Annotated in this window: 12 protein-coding genes; 5 read left to right on the forward strand and 7 right to left on the reverse strand. The window is 72.1% G+C overall.

The features are described from left to right. Window positions 1–30 precede the first annotated feature (30 nt). Genes J0911_RS10605 through J0911_RS10620 form a run of 4 tightly spaced genes read right to left on the reverse strand, consistent with a single transcriptional unit; the run spans window position 31 to window position 3,737 of the window. A complete protein-coding gene (locus tag J0911_RS10605) occupies window positions 31–174 on the reverse strand; it encodes a methionine/alanine import family NSS transporter small subunit (RefSeq protein WP_207275436.1) in 144 nt (47 codons plus the stop codon). After that, window positions 171–1,760, reverse strand: a complete 1,590-nt coding sequence (locus J0911_RS10610) for a sodium-dependent transporter (RefSeq protein WP_207275437.1) — start codon at window positions 1,758–1,760, stop codon at window positions 171–173. Before J0911_RS10610 ends, J0911_RS10605 begins: the two co-directional genes overlap by 4 nt. A gap of 43 nt (window positions 1,761–1,803) precedes the next feature. Continuing rightward, entirely contained in the window at window positions 1,804–2,898 is a 1,095-nt protein-coding gene (locus J0911_RS10615) for a sensor histidine kinase (protein WP_207275438.1), read from the reverse strand. Beyond that, entirely contained in the window at window positions 2,886–3,737 is an 852-nt protein-coding gene (locus J0911_RS10620) for a response regulator transcription factor (RefSeq protein ID WP_207275439.1), read from the reverse strand. The genes J0911_RS10615 and J0911_RS10620 overlap by 13 nt, the downstream gene beginning before the upstream one ends. A gap of 612 nt (window positions 3,738–4,349) precedes the next feature. Here J0911_RS10620 and J0911_RS10625 point away from each other — a divergent pair. Beyond that, a complete protein-coding gene (locus J0911_RS10625; protein WP_307865023.1) occupies window positions 4,350–4,967 on the forward strand; it encodes a SigE family RNA polymerase sigma factor in 618 nt (205 codons plus the stop codon). Then, on the forward strand, window positions 4,964–6,370 hold the full coding sequence (locus J0911_RS10630; RefSeq protein WP_207275440.1) for a hypothetical protein: 1,407 nt from the start codon (window positions 4,964–4,966) through the stop codon (window positions 6,368–6,370). The genes J0911_RS10625 and J0911_RS10630 overlap by 4 nt, the downstream gene beginning before the upstream one ends. A gap of 125 nt (window positions 6,371–6,495) precedes the next feature. On the opposite strand, the gene J0911_RS10635 is transcribed toward J0911_RS10630, so the two are convergent. Both J0911_RS10635 and J0911_RS10640 read right to left on the reverse strand, forming a co-directional pair. Then, complete coding sequence (locus J0911_RS10635; RefSeq protein ID WP_207275441.1) at window positions 6,496–7,833, reverse strand: excalibur calcium-binding domain-containing protein; 1,338 nt, start codon at window positions 7,831–7,833, stop codon at window positions 6,496–6,498. A gap of 146 nt (window positions 7,834–7,979) precedes the next feature. Next, window positions 7,980–11,870: a TM0106 family RecB-like putative nuclease gene (locus J0911_RS10640; RefSeq protein WP_207275442.1), complete on the reverse strand. Its 3,891-nt coding sequence runs from the start codon at window positions 11,868–11,870 to the stop codon at window positions 7,980–7,982. A gap of 116 nt (window positions 11,871–11,986) precedes the next feature. On the opposite strand from J0911_RS10640, the gene J0911_RS10645 reads away from it, so the two are divergent. Further along, complete coding sequence (locus J0911_RS10645; RefSeq protein WP_207275443.1) at window positions 11,987–12,787, forward strand: hypothetical protein; 801 nt, start codon at window positions 11,987–11,989, stop codon at window positions 12,785–12,787. Window positions 12,788–12,873: 86 nt separating this feature from the next. Here the strand turns inward: J0911_RS10645 and J0911_RS10650 are convergent, their stop codons facing one another. Further along, window positions 12,874–13,077: a cold-shock protein gene (locus J0911_RS10650; protein ID WP_123812835.1), complete on the reverse strand. Its 204-nt coding sequence runs from the start codon at window positions 13,075–13,077 to the stop codon at window positions 12,874–12,876. A 319-nt stretch (window positions 13,078–13,396) separates the two neighbouring features. On the opposite strand from J0911_RS10650, the gene J0911_RS10655 reads away from it, so the two are divergent. Both J0911_RS10655 and J0911_RS10660 read left to right on the forward strand, forming a co-directional pair. Continuing rightward, a complete protein-coding gene (locus J0911_RS10655; RefSeq protein ID WP_207275444.1) occupies window positions 13,397–14,659 on the forward strand; it encodes an ABC transporter substrate-binding protein in 1,263 nt (420 codons plus the stop codon). Window positions 14,660–14,902: 243 nt separating this feature from the next. Then, window positions 14,903–16,054, forward strand: a complete 1,152-nt coding sequence (locus J0911_RS10660; protein WP_207275445.1) for a threonine aldolase family protein — start codon at window positions 14,903–14,905, stop codon at window positions 16,052–16,054. Window positions 16,055–16,127 lie beyond the last annotated feature (73 nt).

Genomic DNA, 16,127 nt, shown 5'->3' on the forward strand with positions numbered 1-16,127 from the left:
GTGCCGCACCGGGCGGCGAAGGACGGAAGCTCAGCCGTCCGCCTCGTCGTCGGTCCAGCCGTCCGGCCACTCGGACCGTTCGGGACGGGCCATGAGCATGGCGATGCTAACTCCCAGGCCACCCCAGACGAGCAGCAACGACAGCACCATCAGGACGATCGCACTCGGGTTCATGCCGCGCCTCCCTTCTCGCCACGCCGGGGGGCGTGGAGCTTGTCGTACCGTGGCCAGGGCTCGTAGGCGTCCACCGGGGCTCTCCAGGGCGCCAGGGTGAGCAGCACGGCGAACACCACGAAGGCGGCGATCGCGCCCCAGCCCACGACACCGAGGTACCACGTGGCGTACCCCTCGTATCCCTCGACGAGCAAGGTCCGGATCCGCGACACCAGCATCCAGCCCAGCACCACCGGCGCCAGCACTCCGACGCAGAACGTCCACCAGCCGCCGACCTGCACGGTCGACACGGAGTTCAGATGGAACCTGAGCTCCTGGCCCCGTCGAGCCACCCAGATCACCAGCACGCACATCACGACGGCCGCGGACACGATGCCCACGTTGTTCGCCCAGTTGTCCAGGGTGTCGAGGGCGATCAGGCCCGTCGTGGTCGAGAAGCCGAGCACGGAGACGACGCTCGCGAGGCCACCGATAGCCAGCGCGGCCTTGCGCCGGGAGATCGACAGCTTCTCCTGGAACGCGGCCGAGACCACCTGGAGGATCGACACGAGCGACGTGAACCCGGCCATCACCAGCGAGCCGAAGAACAACGCGCCGAAGAGTGGCCCGGCGGGCATCTGCGAGACCAGTGCGGGGAACGTGACGAACGAGAGGATCGGCCCCGTGATGCCCTCGAGCTCCCCGAAGGCCACACCCTGCTGCCCGGCGAGGAACCCGAGAGCGGCGAAGACCCCGATCCCGGCGAACAGTTCGAAGCCAGAGTTGGCGAAGGCGACGACGAGGCCCGGGGACGTCAGGTTGCCGCGGCGCCGGCGGTACGACGCGTACGTGATCATGATGCCGAAGGCGATCGACAGCGAGAAGAAGATCTGGCCGTACGCGGCGATCCAGACGTCGGCGCTCCTGAGTGCCTCCCAGTTCGGCGTGAACAGGGCGTTCAGGCCGTCCGTGGCCCCGGGCAGGGTCAGCGAGCGGACGACCAGCACGCCGAACGCGACGAGCAAGAGGGGCATGAACAGGATGTTGACCCGCTGCACGCCCCGTGCGACGCCCGCCGACAGCACGACGATCGTCATGACCCAGACCAGGACGAGCGGGATCAGTACCGCCGGGACGAAGTCGAGGGTGAACCACGGGTCGGCGCCCCCGACGTCGGCCACCTGGAGGTAGTCCACCAGGAAGAACGTCGTGGTGTCGTCGCCCCAGCGCAGGCCGAAGGAGTACCAGAAGAAGCTCAGGGCCCACGCGATCACCGCCGTGTAGTACACGGCGATCGCGAAGCAGATCGCGACCTGGTACCAGCCGAGGGTCTCGAACCACCGGCTGATCCGGCGCAGAGCCAGCGGCGCGGAACCACGGAACCGGTGGCCGATGGCGTAGTCGAGGTACAGGATCGGGATGCCCGCCGTGATCAGGGCGATCAGGTACGGCACGAGGAACGCCCCGCCACCGTTCTCGTAGGCCACACCGGGGAACCGCCAGATGTTCCCCAGCCCGACCGCCGAACCGATCGCCGACAGGATGAAGCCGACCTGTCCGGTCCACTCCTCCCGCGGCCGCGTTTCGGGTGAAATCTGTGTACTCATGCTCCCGATCATCTCCCGGCCGCAGGTGTGGCGCGCGCAATGTTCATGTTCCGGTTCGAGGCTCGCCTCCGGCGGGCAGACACAGCTCCGCGACACACCCCGCCCCGGCGTTCCGGATCGTGGCGGATCCGCCGTGGACGTCGGCGACCCCGCGGACGATCGCGAGTCCGAGACCCGCTCCGCCGCTCTCACGCGAACCGTCCTGTCCGCCGACGACGCCCCCTGCCGCCCGCTCCGGCGTCCTCGCTCGCGTCCCGCGCCATCCCGGGTCGAAGACCCGGGACAGGTCCGCCTCGGGAATTCCCCCGCATTCGTCCTGCACCGCGACGACGGCGAAACGCTGCCCCGCCTGCGCCGGATCGTCCGGGGCCGGATGGGCGGTCACCGTGACCGTCCCGCCACGGGGCGTGTGCCGGACCGCGTTGACGAGGAGGTTCGCCACCGCCCGTGCCACCTCCCGGGCATCGACCACGGCCAGCACGCCCGCGCCGTCGGCTTCGACCACCCGGACGTCTCCGGCGTCGGCGAGCGGACGGACCGCGGCGACGGCGTCGGAGACGAGATCCCGGAGGTCCACGAGCTGCGCACGCAGGACCAGCGCCGGTGACTGCAGGCGTGACAGCGCGAGGAGGTCGTCCACCATGCCGGACATCCGGCGGTTCTCGGCCTGGATGCGGCGCACCGTCTCGGCGTCGTCGCCGACGCCGTCCTCCAGTGCTTCGGCGAGCACCCGGACGGCGGCGAGCGGTGTGCGCAGGTCGTGGGACACCCACGCGACCATCTCGCGGCGGCCGGCCTCGATCTCGCGGTCCCGCTCCCGGGCCGCCGTGATCGCCGCGGCCTCCGCGGCGATCCGCCAGATCCGGACGGCCAGCACCATCCCGACGCCGAGCGCTACGGGGATCGCCGCCGCGAGCAGCAGCAGGACGGTCGTCGAGTCCTCGTCGGACAGGAACATGGCGCGCACGCTGGCGTACACCCCGGCGGCGACGGACACCACGACGACGAGCGGCGCGAGCACGGCGGCAACCGCGGCACGTCGCCGGGCGAGCGCGAAGACCGCGAACGCCCCCACCGCGCCGACCGCGGCCGCCACCCCGGCCGACAGCGCGACGCCCTCCAGCATCACGTCGCCCACGGAGGACTCCCGGGTGGTGCTGCCGACCGCGCGCCCGCCGGTGCGGGGTTCCAGCGGTACCCCACACCGAACACGGTCACGAGGCGTTCCGGCTTCGAGGGGTCCGTCTCGACCTTCTCGCGCAGCCGCCGGACGTGCACGGTCACGGTCGACTGGTCGCCGAACTCCCAGCCCCACACCTCACGCATGAGGCCGGGCCGGTCGTGCACCTGATCCGGGTGGCACAGGAACCAGCGCAGCAGGTCGAACTCTCGTGTCGTGAGCGACAGCTCCCGACCGGCCCGGATCACGCGGTGCGCGTCGGCGTCGAGCTCGAGGTCGCCGTCCCGCAGCACCGAGCCGCCGGGCGCGAGGGCCCCACGCCCTACCGGTCCGCCGGTGCCGCGGTCGAGGCCCGCGGTAGCGGCGGCTCCTGGGCCGGGGTGTGCCCTCCGGCCGGTGCGCCCCGTCGGCTCCCGGTCCGCCTGGCGAGAACCTGCCGTACGGCGCAGCAGGGCCTGGACGCGAAGGGTGAGCTCCCGGGCGCTGAACGGTTTGGTCACGTAGTCGTCGGCACCGGTCTCCAGGCCGAGCACCCGGTCCTCCTCCTCACCACGGGCGGTGAGCATGAGAACCGGTAGGTCGGGCCGGATTCGCCGCAGACGGCGGCACACCTCCAGCCCGTCGATCCCGGGCAGCATGAGATCGAGCACGACGGCGTCCGGCGGCGTCTCCGCGGCCGAGGCCAGCGCGGTGTGCCCGTCCGCGGCATGGTCCGCGTCGATCCCGGCGCGCTCCAGGTAGGCGACGACCACCTCGGCGACGGTGCGGTCGTCGTCGACGACCAGGACTCGGGGCATCTCATCAGCATAGGGAGCGGCCGCCGACCCCGTTGCCGTCCGCGGGCGCCGTCACGGAACCGTAAGACGTCGCGAGCGTGCTCGGCACCATCCGGTCGGCACCGCGGCAGTACGCGTCTCCGGCAAGGCAGAGCTGCCACCAGCCCCGGGAGCGGAGGTATATGACGGAATTTGCAGAACTGTCTGGAACCTTTCGGGAACCCGCCGCGTGTTCCGTTCGTGACGGTTGTTGTTCCGCCCCCGGCATACGTCGCCGTAGGCATCTCCAGGCACGACGCGTGCGACTGCACGCGTGCCGTCACTGTTCCCGCACATCGGACCGATGCGCGCGTCGTCGTGGACCTCTTCGAGGGCACGGGGACGTACGGCATGCCCTGGGACGGCATGCCAGAGGGAGTTGCCGCCGCGCAGGGGGCGGCGGCATCCTCCCGCGGTCCGGCCGGTGCGCCGGGAACCGGACTCGTCGACCCGGCACCGGCCGAGCCCGGCCCGGCCGGTGCCGACCTCGACGACGCCCCGGCGGGCCAGGAGCGCGAGCATGACCGAGGCAATGTCGTTCAACCGCCTGTCGACTATCGCGACAGGTCAGAGGATGCCGTAGCCTCGGGCCGCGTGGGTGCCCAGATCCGCCACGCGGCAGTGCGTGGCAGCGCGCGACGGCCGGATTCCGAACGCGCAACTGCCGGAGGTGCACAGGTCACGGACAAGAATGCGGAGTTCACGGAGTTCATGCGCTCCGCCCGCGACCCGCTGCACCGGATGGCCTTCCTCCTCTGCGGTGACCGGCACCGAGCCGAGGAACTGACGCAGCAGACCTTCGAGCGCTGCTACCGACATTGGCACAAGGCTCGCCAGGGCGAACCGCTCGTCTACGCCCGCCGGATCCTCGCGAACCTGCGTATCGACACGTGGCGCCGGACGCGCCGGGAGGTACTCGCGGGCCCGGAGGATCTCCTCAACGAACCGGCCGCCGGAAACGGGGCCCCGCGTGCGGGTGTCGTCGCCACGTCGGCCACTCGCACGGTCGAGGACCGCGACGCCGTCGTCCGCGCGCTGCTCCAGCTACCGCTGAAGCAGCGCCGGGTCGTCGTGATGCGGCACCTGCTCGACCTGTCCGAGACCGAGGTCGCCCGTGAGCTCGGCATGCCGCTCGGCACGGTCAAGTCGACCGCGTCACGCGGTCTCTCCCAGCTGCGCACGATCCTGGAAGCACGGGGAGGTGCCCGATGAGCGACCACCTGTCCGATCAGGAATTCGTCTCCCGCCTCCGCGACACCGCCTTCGAGGCGGCCGGGAGCTCGACCCTCGACGTGGACTCCGTGCTGCGATCCAGCCGTCGCAAGCACACCGCCCGGCGCGCGGGTTACGCCGCCGCCGCCGGCCTGGCGTTGAGCACCGCGGGCTTCGGTGCGGCCGGTGCGCTGCCCGGTGTGCCAGGGCTGTGGAGCGACGCCCCGGTACAGGTGTCGCCGTCGTCGTCGGTGAGTTCCGACGGAGGGCCGGTCGACGCCGAGCCCGCGCCCACGGCCGAGCCGACCACGCAGACGGCCGGCCCGTCCACCCTTCCGGCCGAATCGGCACAGGTCGCGAAGGCGGGCCCTGGTGTCTGGCAGGTCACGGAGCCGGTCACGGTCATGGCCGACGACGACACCGCGCTCGTCGATCTCGGGATCGGCGCGTGGAGCGAGGACTCGCGCTTCTTCGCCCAGGTCGATCTCGGGACCGAGGACGGCGAGACCATCTGGAAGGCACTGCGCGTCTTCGCCGGCACGGACCGTGACTTCGCGACGATGGCCCGTGGCGGCACCGCGGGCACGTTGCTCTGGGACGGTGTCACGAACGACGCGATGGTGCGACGGGCCGACGGCGGATCGTCGCTGGTCTTCGGCCTCACGTCCGGTCTCTCGTCGGGAACCCAGCACCTCGTGCTGGACCAGCCGGTGGTCGCGGACGACGCCTCGACGACCTCGGCCCGGATCACCCCGTTCGACGTCCTCGGCGACGGTCAGGTCTGGCTACGCGTCGCCGAGGTGCGCTCGCAGGTCGAACCGCGTGGCTTCGTCTACACGGACGGCGACAGGTGGGGCGCCTCGTGGTGCCGGGCGACATCGCCCCGGTGCACCGTCACCTACGACCCGGCCGGCGACACCGTCGGACGTCCTTCCGGCGCGGCTCTCTCCCCGCTGGTCACGGAACTCGGCCTGGCCATGGTGGACGGCTCCGCGAAGCCCGTCGTCGCGGCCATGGAGGTGTGCGTCTCGTCGCGCGAGGGCGAGCCGTGGACGGCACCCTCAGGGCTGACCGAGGACACACTGGGCAGCGTCCCCGACGGGATCGACGCCGGGAAGTGGCGCCAGTGCCTCATCGATCTGACCGAGGCGGCCGTCGCGGTCCAGGACGGGCGGATCGAACTTCCCGTGGCAGGTGAGAACGACGGTCCCGAGGACCCGTCGCCGACGGCCCCGGGCCCCACTCCGAGCGAGTCGGACCAGGACGACCCGACCGGTCCGATCGAGACCGTGACCGACGGCGTCGGCAAGCTCCTCGAAGGCGTGCTCGGCGGTGTGGGCGATGTCGTCGGCGGCGATGCCGACGACGACGGAGGCGTCCTCGGGGGCGACTCCGGAGGCTGACGCCACCCGGCCCGTGAGGGCCGCACAAGACTTCCCGCCGGAGTCTGGGTTCCTCCGGCGGGAACAAACGAACGGCCCGGGGCAGAAATCTGGGGTTCTGCCTCGGGCCGTTCACTCTCCCGCTGCTACTCGCCGTCCTCGCAGGCCAAGCCGTTGCCGTTCCTGTCAAGATCCCAGCGGTAGCTCGGATCGGACTCGTGGAGCGGTGCACGCCCGGCCGTGCGCACGTCGTCGCACGTGAAGAAGAACTGGAAGCCGCCGTTCCCGTTGCCGTTGTTCCCCTGGTCGTTCTCCTCCTGCTCCTGCTGTTCCTGCTGTTCCCGCTCCTGCTGCTCGCGCTGCTCGTTGAGCTCCCGCTCGTTCCTCGTGAGCTCCGTCTCGCGTTTGCTGAGCTCCTGTTCGCGCTGCGCCACCTCGTCGCGCTGCTCCTTGAGCTGCGCGGCGTCCTTGTCGAGCTGCTCGCGTTCGGCGGCCACCTCGGCCTTGATCCGCTCGGCGTTGGTGATCGCCTGGTTGGCGTCCGCCTGCAGGCCGGCGGTGACGATGACCCCGATGATCACGCCGAGGGCCGCGCCGGCGATTCCGACACCGACCAGCAGCGGCGTTCCGGGCGCCTTGGCCCCTCCCCGGGCGCCGGCAGGGCGGCCGGCGGGAGGATGGCTGCCCGGACCGGGTCTGCCCGGACCGGGTGGCATGGGGCCGCCGGGGCCGCCGGGCATCGGCGGACCCACCGGGTCGCTCGTGCGGGACCTGTTGCCGAGGTTCTTGAGAGAACCGAGGAGGCTCTGGCCCATCGCGGCCACGGAACTCCTCGGCGCCTGCCCGTCGGGCGGCAGCATGCCGGGGCCACCGGTGCCCGGGGCACCGGGGCCGGCCGGGCCGCCGTAGCCTCCGAAGCCGGGACCGGCCGGTACACCGGGGGGCGGGGGAGGGGCCTGTCCCGGCGGGACCTGGCTTCGCACATGAGGCGCCGGCGCCCCGCCACCGGGCACGGCTTCGAGCGCCATCGTGCTCGTGTCCTCGCGCGGTGCGGGACCATCGTGACCGGGGGCCGGGCGGATCATCGTCTCGTCCGCACTCGGCCGGCCCGCCTCGGAGACAGCCGGCGGCAAGGCGGCGGTCGGCTCGTCGAGTGCCCGCGTGACCTCGGCGTCATGGGGCGCACGGCGTACGGTCGTCTCGTCGGCAGCGGCGGTCCGCGGGACCTGGCCGGCGGCCGCTGCCGCTGTTCGGCCCCGCTCCTGCGCGGGCGTGTCCGCCCTCGCCGAGTGCGGCGGCGCCGAGGAGGACGGCAGCTCCGCGGGCGGGGCCGGCGGCATGGGCGGAGCAGGGCTCGGCTCGTTGATCCAGTACTCCCAGCCGGGTGGCGCCGGGGGCCACGACGGGTCGGGCACCCAGCTGGCGTCGGGTCGGAATCCCGGGGGCACTTGCCAACCCGGGGGCGGGTTGAAGCGCACGGCCATGGTTTCTCCTTCAACGTGGGGGCGGGGCCACTATGGAGCATCTGGCGTCGAAAAAGCCAGGAGAGCGGCCCACCGATCGGACATTTTGCCCTACCGCAGGAGCGAGGCGGTATTCTGCGGGGTCCTGCCGTGTCGTCGTCGGCCCGTCATGCGGAGGTGAGCCGGAGGAAGGCACCGAGGTCGAGAAGGTGCCGGAGTCCGTCGGCCTCGAGGTCGCCCGGAAGGTAGTCGGTCAGCCGTGGTGAGCGCACCACCACCGCCCGCCACTGGGCGCGGGACACGGCGACGTTCAGGCGGTTCCGGGACAGCAGGAACCCCATGCCGCGCGAGACGTCATGGGGCGACGACGCGGCGAGCGTCAGGATCGTCACCGGCGCCTCGCGCCCCTGGAAGAGGTCGACGGTGCCGACGGGTACGCGCTCCAGGCCGGCCTGGGCGAGTGCCCGCCGGGTGGCCTGCACCTGCGCGTTGTAGGCCGCCACCACGACGACGTCCTCCTGGTGCAGCGGGCCGGCCCGCCCGGTGCCGGGGTCGGACCACTCGCGGCCCATGAGCGACTCGACCTGGCGGACGACCTCGTCCGCCTCCTCGGGCGAGGAGACCCGGTTTCCCTCGTGCGGCACGAGAACGTGGCCCACGCCCGGCGCCACGCCGGCGAGTGACCGTTCCGCGGCCGCCGGATGGGCGCTCAGCCTCCCGGAGTAGGCGAGCTCCGACACCTTGCGGCACAGTGCGGGGTGCATGCGCCACGAGGCGTCGAGGAAGTACCCGAGCTCACTTGGTAGTACGGCCTCCGTCCCCGCGAGCCAGCCGAGCACGGACGAGTCCACGGGCTCCGGGTGCCTGCCCTGGGTCACCTGAGGTAGCTGCTGGGGATCGCCGAGCAGCAGGAGACGCCGGGCCGAGCGGGCGACGGCGATGGTGTCGGCCAACGAGAACTGCCCCGCCTCGTCGATCACGAGCAGATCGAGCCCTCCGGCGGGCCAGCGCTGGTGCGCGAAATCCCACGCCGTTCCGCCCACCACGCATCCGTGCGGCTGTCCGGCACAGAAGTTCGCGAGCTCGTCGGCGCCCAGCTCCCGCCACGGAGGTGCGAGCGGCTCGTCCGTCGCACCGGCGGCGGCCCGGGGCAGCCCACGCCCGCGTGGCATGCCGGTGTCGTGCCTCTTCTTGGCCACGACATCGGCGGGTACCCCGGCCCGGACCACGGCGGCGTGCAGCATGTTCTCGACGGCGGCGTGCGACTGCGCGACGACGCCGACCCGCCATCCGTCGGCGACCAGCCGAGCGACCACCTGCGAACCCAGGCGCGTCTTGCCGGTTCCGGGTGGTCCCTGCACGGCGAGGTAGGAATCCTCCACGGACCGCAGGACCCGTTCCAGCGTCTCCACCAGGTCGCCGTGATCCCGGAGCGCCGGCAGTCCGCCCTGGCCCACCAGCCGGGGCGGACGGCGTTCCAGGAGGTCCGCGGCGGGCCCGCCCGGTAGACGTCGGTCGGCACGCCAGGAGCGCAGTGCGGCCGACGCCGCTTCCTCGATCGCCTGCTCCTGCGGGCCGTGGCCCGGACCGGCTCCCGGCGCGAGGGCGACCGGGAACTGGTGGTGCTCGCCGGCGCCCCGCCGGAGCCGCTCCCGGAGGACGACGACGTCGTCGTCCGCGGCCCCGCTACCCGATCTGACCTCGACGATCTCGCCACCGGAATGAGCTCCGCGTACGGCACGCTCCGGCACGCTCCGCACGGCCGGCGGCACCGGCTGGTCGTAGAGGACCTCCACCGCCGCGCCTGCTGCCAGGTCGGAGTCCTCGATCCGCGAGGCGTCCAGCATCCGCCCCGTGAGTTCGACGTCCCGCGACGGAGTCCTCCTCCCCGGCTCGACGCCCCACTCCCGGACGACCCGCCCGCGCTCCACGCCGAACGCCGACCCCCGGCCGGCCCACTCGTCGACGGGCAGCTGCAGTCGCCCGAAGTGCTCCTGCCAGAACGGTTTGGCCTCGCGGACGTGGTACTCGACGGCGGCGCCGAGCAGAGCCAGCGCCTGCTCCTGGGTGCTTCGCAGCTCCGCGCGCTCGCCCGCGGCCTCCCGGACGTCCCTCGCCAGTGCTGCCCGCCGCTCCCGCGTCTCCCGCCGTGCCGCCTGCGGAGCCGTCTCGCCCGCGGCGTCCGGCGCGGGGCTCGCCGCGGGGCTCCGCGAGCTCCGCGGGCCCTCGCCGGACGGGGCGCCGGGCGCGGAAGGTCCCGGAGCCGCCCGACCGGCCACGCGGGACCGGGCCCACCGCAACCAGTCCAGCAGTCGCAACGTCGACCGGCAGTCGTACTCGTTGTACTCCAGGATGCGCCGCCGCAGCGCACCGGCATCGTCCAGCCGTCCCTCCACCACGGCCTGGCAGTACTCCGCGTACTCGATCACCGACGACGCGGCGTCCTTCACTCCCTCGCGTGCCGGATCGTCGCCCATGTAAAGCGGCTCCAGTTTCTTGATCGACAGCGACCGGCCGCTGGTCCGCACCGCCGACCGCACCACCGCGTAGAGGTCGACGAGCACCCCGTCCCGCAGCAGGTCGTCGACCTCGTCCTCGTAGACGCCGTGGCGTGCGGCGATCGACAACAGGTGGGTCTTCTCGTACGGCGCGTAGTGATACACGTGCATCCCCGGGTACACGCGCCGGCGCGCGTTCACGTGATCCACGAACCGTAGGAGCGCGTCACGCTCGCCGGTCAGGTCGTCCGCCCACAGGCCGGTGAACGGCGGCCTGCCGCCCGGCGACGCGGGCCGCTCGACCCAGCCGAACAGGTAGTCGAGTCCCGTCGCGGCACGCTCCCCGGCGAGCCGGGGCTCCTCCCAGAGGGGGTCGCCCTCGAAGTCGAAGAAGACATCACCCGGAGAGGGATCCGGCAGATCGTCGATCGGCTGCGGATCCACGATCTTCCAGCGCAGCCTCCCGGAACCCTCGGCCGTGCCGCCGTCCAGCGCGACCGAACCGTGCCCGGCATCCACGCCGAGCTGGAGGCGGGCCTGCTCCCTCAGGGTCTCGAACCGGACCGCCGCCATGCCCTCCGGTGCCGAGTCCGCCGTGGCGAGGGCGTCGATGGTGGTGAGCCCTGCCGCCGAGAGGCGGGTCCGCTGCCTCTCGTACACCCCTCGGACCAGGAGGACGTCACGGCGCGTGCCGGCCGCCTCGGCGCAGTCCTCGCACGTACCGAGGCGGCCGCACGTCAGCCACCTGTCGTCGGCCCAGTCCGCCGGGGCGTCGTCGTCGACGTGCTCGCCCAAAACCTGCAGCAGGCGTTCGCGGCGACGGCGGAACACCGGCAGGACGTCGCCGAGGTCGTGGTGGCTCTCGGAGCGGTCGCCGAGGATCAGGTGGATCTGGTCGGTGGGGTCGATCCGCGCCGCGATCAACTGGTCGGCGTACGCCGCGAGCTGGAGCAGGGCACGAACCTTCGCCCGGTGTGCCAGCTTGCTGTCGTAGACGGCGTAGCGCGGGCGGGACGCCCCGTCCGTGACCGGTCCCGCTTCCGCGGTGGGCCGCTCGGCCGGCCGAGCGGGCCCGGCGTCGAGCGCGCCGCGCACCGGGTGCCCGGCCCGGTCCTGAGCTGTCCCGTGCAGCGGGTCGCGGACCAGGAAGTCCGCCCGGCCGTGGAAGCGGCCGTCGAAGAAGGACGCCTGGAAGACGACGTCGGCCCCGTGTTCGACGGCCGCGAGCGTGCGCTCGTGCGCGGCCGTGAGCTCGTCGAACGACATCCGCCGTGCCACGGGCACGCTGAACACCCCGCCCACCGGCCCGCCGGCTGCCCGCTCCGGAAGGGTCGTCACGCCGAACCGTGCCTGGTAGGAGGCGAGGACACGGCCCTCGTGCACGTCGCCGAGGGCCGCGGTACGCGCGAGCATCTCGTCCTCATCGCGTTGCCGCCGCGGGACACGCCCCAGCAACTCGTCGAGCCGCCGCAGCAGCCGGAACTCGCACTCACCGGCCAGGACCAGGTCACTGGCGGAGTGCACGAGGGTCTCGGGGCGTCCCGGCTCCAGGAGGAACATGCCACCGGTCTACCAGGAGACACCGACAACGACGAGGGCCGGGACGCGCGCCGCACCTCGGAACCTGCCGCCGTGCGAAGTCGTTGACACGATGACCGCTCGACGAAAGGGATGAGATGGGCTTCCTCGACCGACTCCTCGGCCGTGAGCCGAAGGACCCCTACCAGCAGTACGGGCCGTACGGCTCGCAGGGAGGCCAGGCGCCGACCGCCGCACCGCAGTACGGGGCGCAGCCGGCGCCCCTTCCGGGACAGGGCGCACCGCAGGGCCGGAACGCCGGCGAACGTTCCCCGGACGACGTTGCCATCGACCGCTACAAGTACATGCTGCGCACCGCGCCGCCCGACGCCCTGGAAGAGGCGCACGCCGAGGCATTCGCCAAGCTCACGCCCGAGCAGCGGCAGAAGGTCCTCGCCGAGCTGAACTCGAACGTACCTCCGCACGAGCGGGCGGTGTCCGACGACCCGCGGGACCTCGCGCGCACGGCGACCCGCGCCGAGATGCGAGAGCCCGGCACGCTGCAGCGGAGCTTCGGCGGGCCCTCGTTCGGTGCCACGCTCGGGGCGAGCCTGCTCGGGACGATCGGTGGCGTCGTGATCGGGTCCGCGGTCGCGAACGCGCTCTTCGGGCCGACCTTCGGTGACCCGACACAGGAGCACGCGGCCGACGCCGAGGAGGCAGGAGCCGACGAGGCAGCCGCGGAGGACGCGGGCGCCGGCGAGGAGGGCGCCGGCGGTGAGGAGGCGGCCGGCGACGGCGGCGAACCGGATCTCGCCGGAGCGGACGCCGGCGCCGTGGAGGCGTCGGGCATGGACGCGGGTGCCGCCGAGGCGGCCGGTGGCGAGGGCGGCGGCTTCTTCGGCGACATGTTCGGCGGCGACGGCGGCGGGTTCGACTTCGGCGGCGGAGAGTTCTGACGCGCCGTCCTGGCACCGCACACCAAAGGGCCCGGCCCCCTCTGCGGGGGCCGGGCCCTTCGTGTGCGGGCAGTGCCCGGGTCAGATCACGCGGGGCGGATGTTCTCCGCCTGCAGGCCCTTGGGGCCCTGCTTCACGTCGAACTCCACGCGCTGGTTCTCTTCCAGCGTGCGGTAGCCGTTGGTCTGGATGGCGCTGTAGTGGGCGAAGACGTCGCTTCCGCCCTCCTCGGGGGCGATGAAGCCGAAGCCCTTCTCAGCGTTGAACCACTTGACGGTTCCGAATGCCATGCTTGCTCCTTGCAAGAGGTGACGACCCCGGCCTTCGGGATCGCGGTCAATCACGGTGTCGTCGTCATCTCTTGGAAGAACGATCGCACTGCAACGGCACCAAGCCTACACACGGATTCCGCGCTCGGCCTGTGATATGTGCGGGCGGTGTGGTGAACGTTCGGGAACGGGTCCGGTCACGCCGAGGTCACAGCACCGTAACGATCCGACCTGGAGAGGCGCTCGTCACACTGGCGTGACACAGCATGGCTACTTTCGACGGCACGACGCGGCAAGGTGCCGCGTCACGCAGAACTACTCCCGTTTGAAGGGAATGAGCATGAATCGACGTTCCACGGCCGCACGCGGGCTCGCGCTCGCCGCGGTCCTCAGTCTTGGCCTCACGGCCTGCTCGACAACCTCGGGCGGTGGATCCGATGAGCCCTTGAAGGTGGGCACCATCCTGCCCATCACCGGCACCCTCGCATTCCTCGGCCCGCCCGAGGTCGCCGGCGTCGGCCTGGCGGTCCAGGACATCAACGAGGCCGGCGGCGTGCTGGGCAACGATGTCGAGCTGATCCCCGGCGACTCGGGCGACACCACCGACTACTCGGTGTCGAACTCGACGGCTGCGGACCTCATCAGCCAGGACGTCTCGGTCGTGATCGGCGCGGCATCCTCGGCCGTGTCGGCGAACGTCGTCGACAAGTTCGCGGAGCAGGAGATCATGCAGATCTCTCCGGCGAACACCGCCACGACGCTGTCCGGCTACAGCGACTTCTACGCACGCACCGCCCCGCCGGACACGGTGCAGGGTTCGGCGCTCGGCAGCCTGGTCCTGGACGGGGGCCACCAGAAGGTGGGCTTCCTGGTCCAGAACGAGGACTACGGCACCGGCCTGCGCGACAACGTGCAGCAGACGCTCGAGGAGGGTGGCGCCGAGGTCGTCTACGGCGGCACCGGCGAGGGGCAGGAGTTCCAGCCCGGCGAGACGAACTTCGCCGCCCAGGTGACCGACCTGCTCGCGCAGGAGCCCGACGCGATCAGCATCATCGCCTTCGAGGAGACCAAGGCGATCGTCGCCGAGCTGCTGGCCCAGGGCTGGGAGTTCGACGGCACCACCTACTTCTGCGACGGCAACACCGCCTCCTACGAGGGTGACTTCGACGAGGGCACGCTCTCCGGCGTGGTCGGCACCATCCCGGGGGCGCAGGCCGAGGAGGACTTCCAGCAGCGCCTCTCGGACTACTACGAGGAGACCGAGGGCTCGCCGCTCGAGGACTACTCCTACGGTCCGGAGTCCTACGACGCCACGATCCTGGCCGCGCTCGCGGCCGTGCGTGGCGAGGGCACCGACGGCGCGACCATCGCGGAGAACATCAAGGCCGTCTCCGGCGCCGAGGAGGGCAGCGTCGAGGTGACCTCCTTCGAGGAGGGCGTCGAGGCGCTCGAGAACGGTGACGAGATCCGCTACGTCGGTGTCTCGGGCATCGGCCCGCTGAACGAGGACAACGACCCGTCGTCCGCGTTCATCGGCGTGTACGAGTACCAGGACGACAACACGATCGAGTGGACCAACGCGGTCGAGGGCTCGATCGAGTGATGTGAGCGAGCCGGCTCGGCGCCGGCTCGTCCGAGGGTCTCGCCGGGTACCGGCGAGACCCTCGGTGCGGCACGACGGCGGCCCGGGTCATCTCCGTACGAGACGGCCCGGGCCGCCGTCGTGCCCCGGCCGTGCTCCCGTCGCGACCCGGCGCGCCGGGTCGGCACCTCGTCACCACCAGGGACCGCCGTCGGACGGGCGACCGTGCGGACGGGACCCGTGCCGGGCGCGGACAATGGGTCCGTGCAACACTTCGCCTCCGACAACTACGCTCCCGTCCACCCCGAGGTGATGGCCGCCCTGACCGCCGCGAACGGCGGACCGGACGTCCCTTACGGGGACGACGCCACCACGGACCGCCTCCAGGCGCGGACCCGTGAGCTCTTCGGCCCGAAGGCCGCCGTGTTCCCCGTGCTGATCGGTACGGGTGCCAACGTGATCAGCCTGATGGCGGCAGCGCCGCGCTGGGGCGGGGTGGTGCTGAGCGATGTCGCGCACGCCAACACGGACGAGAACGGTGCCCCGGAACGGGTGGGCGGCCTCAAGCTGCTCGTGTGCCCCTCCACCCACGGTCGCATCACCACCGAGGCGGTGCGCAGCTGGTCGCGTGACCTCGGCAACCCCCACCGTGCCCAGCCCGCGGTCCTGTCGCTGACGCAGTCCACGGAGCTCGGTACCGTCTACTCGCTCCAGGAGCTCAGATCGCTCACGGAGGCCGCCCACGACCTCGGGATGCTCGTGCACGTCGACGGGTCGCGGCTCGCCAACGCCGCGGCATCTCTGGGGACCGGGCTGCGGGAGCTCACCACGGATGCCGGCGTGGACATCCTCTCGCTGGGCGCCGCGAAGAACGGCGGCATGATCGGTGAGGCCGTCGTGGTGCTCGACGGCGGCGCCGACGCCGGACTCGTCGAGACGATCCCGTACCTGCGGAAGCAGACGATGCAGCTGGCCTCGAAGGCTCGGTTCGTATCGGCCCAGCTCCTCGCGTTGCTGGGCGAACCCGACGGGGCCGGGAGCCAGCGAACGGCAGCCGGTGCCGCCGGCGTGCCGGGTCCCGGCGCGACACCGGGAGCGGCGTCGCCGTCGGGCCGCGAGCCCCTCTGGCTGCGCAACGCGCGGCATGCCAACGCCATGGCGGCTCGCCTGAGGGCAGCGGTCGAGCGCACGCTGCCGGGCGACGTCGTCCGTGTCACGCACCCCACCGAGGCCAACGTCGTCTTCGCGAGCCTGCCCCGCCGCGCCGCGGACGCCGTGCGTGCGCGGTTCCGCTTCTACGACTGGGCCGACGGCGAGACGCCGGACCGTGTCGAGGCTCGCTGGATGTGCTCGTGGGCCACGACCGAGCCGGAGGTGGACGCGTTCGTCGAGGCGATCGCGGCCGCGGTGGACTGAACCGATTTCGGTACGGCAGGGCACGGGGGAAGCTGTGGAAATCTTCGTCCCGCACGCGGTGGCGACATTAGGC

Source organism: Myceligenerans salitolerans, assembly GCF_017349295.1.
Classification (GTDB): domain Bacteria; phylum Actinomycetota; class Actinomycetes; order Actinomycetales; family Cellulomonadaceae; genus Myceligenerans; species Myceligenerans salitolerans.

Excerpts from the sequence above, each read along its gene's own strand:
- J0911_RS10655 (WP_207275444.1), top strand. The coding sequence starts at position 13,397 with ATGAATCGACGTTCCACGGCCGCACGCGGGCTCGCGCTCGCCGCGGTC.
- J0911_RS10630 (WP_207275440.1), top strand. The coding sequence starts at position 4,964 with ATGAGCGACCACCTGTCCGATCAGGAATTCGTCTCCCGCCTCCGCGAC.
- J0911_RS10640 (WP_207275442.1), bottom strand. The coding sequence starts at position 11,870 with ATGTTCCTCCTGGAGCCGGGACGCCCCGAGACCCTCGTGCACTCCGCC.
- J0911_RS10605 (WP_207275436.1), bottom strand. The coding sequence starts at position 174 with ATGAACCCGAGTGCGATCGTCCTGATGGTGCTGTCGTTGCTGCTCGTC.
- J0911_RS10645 (WP_207275443.1), top strand. The coding sequence starts at position 11,987 with ATGGGCTTCCTCGACCGACTCCTCGGCCGTGAGCCGAAGGACCCCTAC.
- J0911_RS10610 (WP_207275437.1), bottom strand. The coding sequence starts at position 1,760 with ATGAGTACACAGATTTCACCCGAAACGCGGCCGCGGGAGGAGTGGACC.
- J0911_RS10635 (WP_207275441.1), bottom strand. The coding sequence starts at position 7,833 with ATGGCCGTGCGCTTCAACCCGCCCCCGGGTTGGCAAGTGCCCCCGGGA.
- J0911_RS10650 (WP_123812835.1), bottom strand. The coding sequence starts at position 13,077 with ATGGCATTCGGAACCGTCAAGTGGTTCAACGCTGAGAAGGGCTTCGGC.
- J0911_RS10620 (WP_207275439.1), bottom strand. The coding sequence starts at position 3,737 with ATGCCCCGAGTCCTGGTCGTCGACGACGACCGCACCGTCGCCGAGGTG.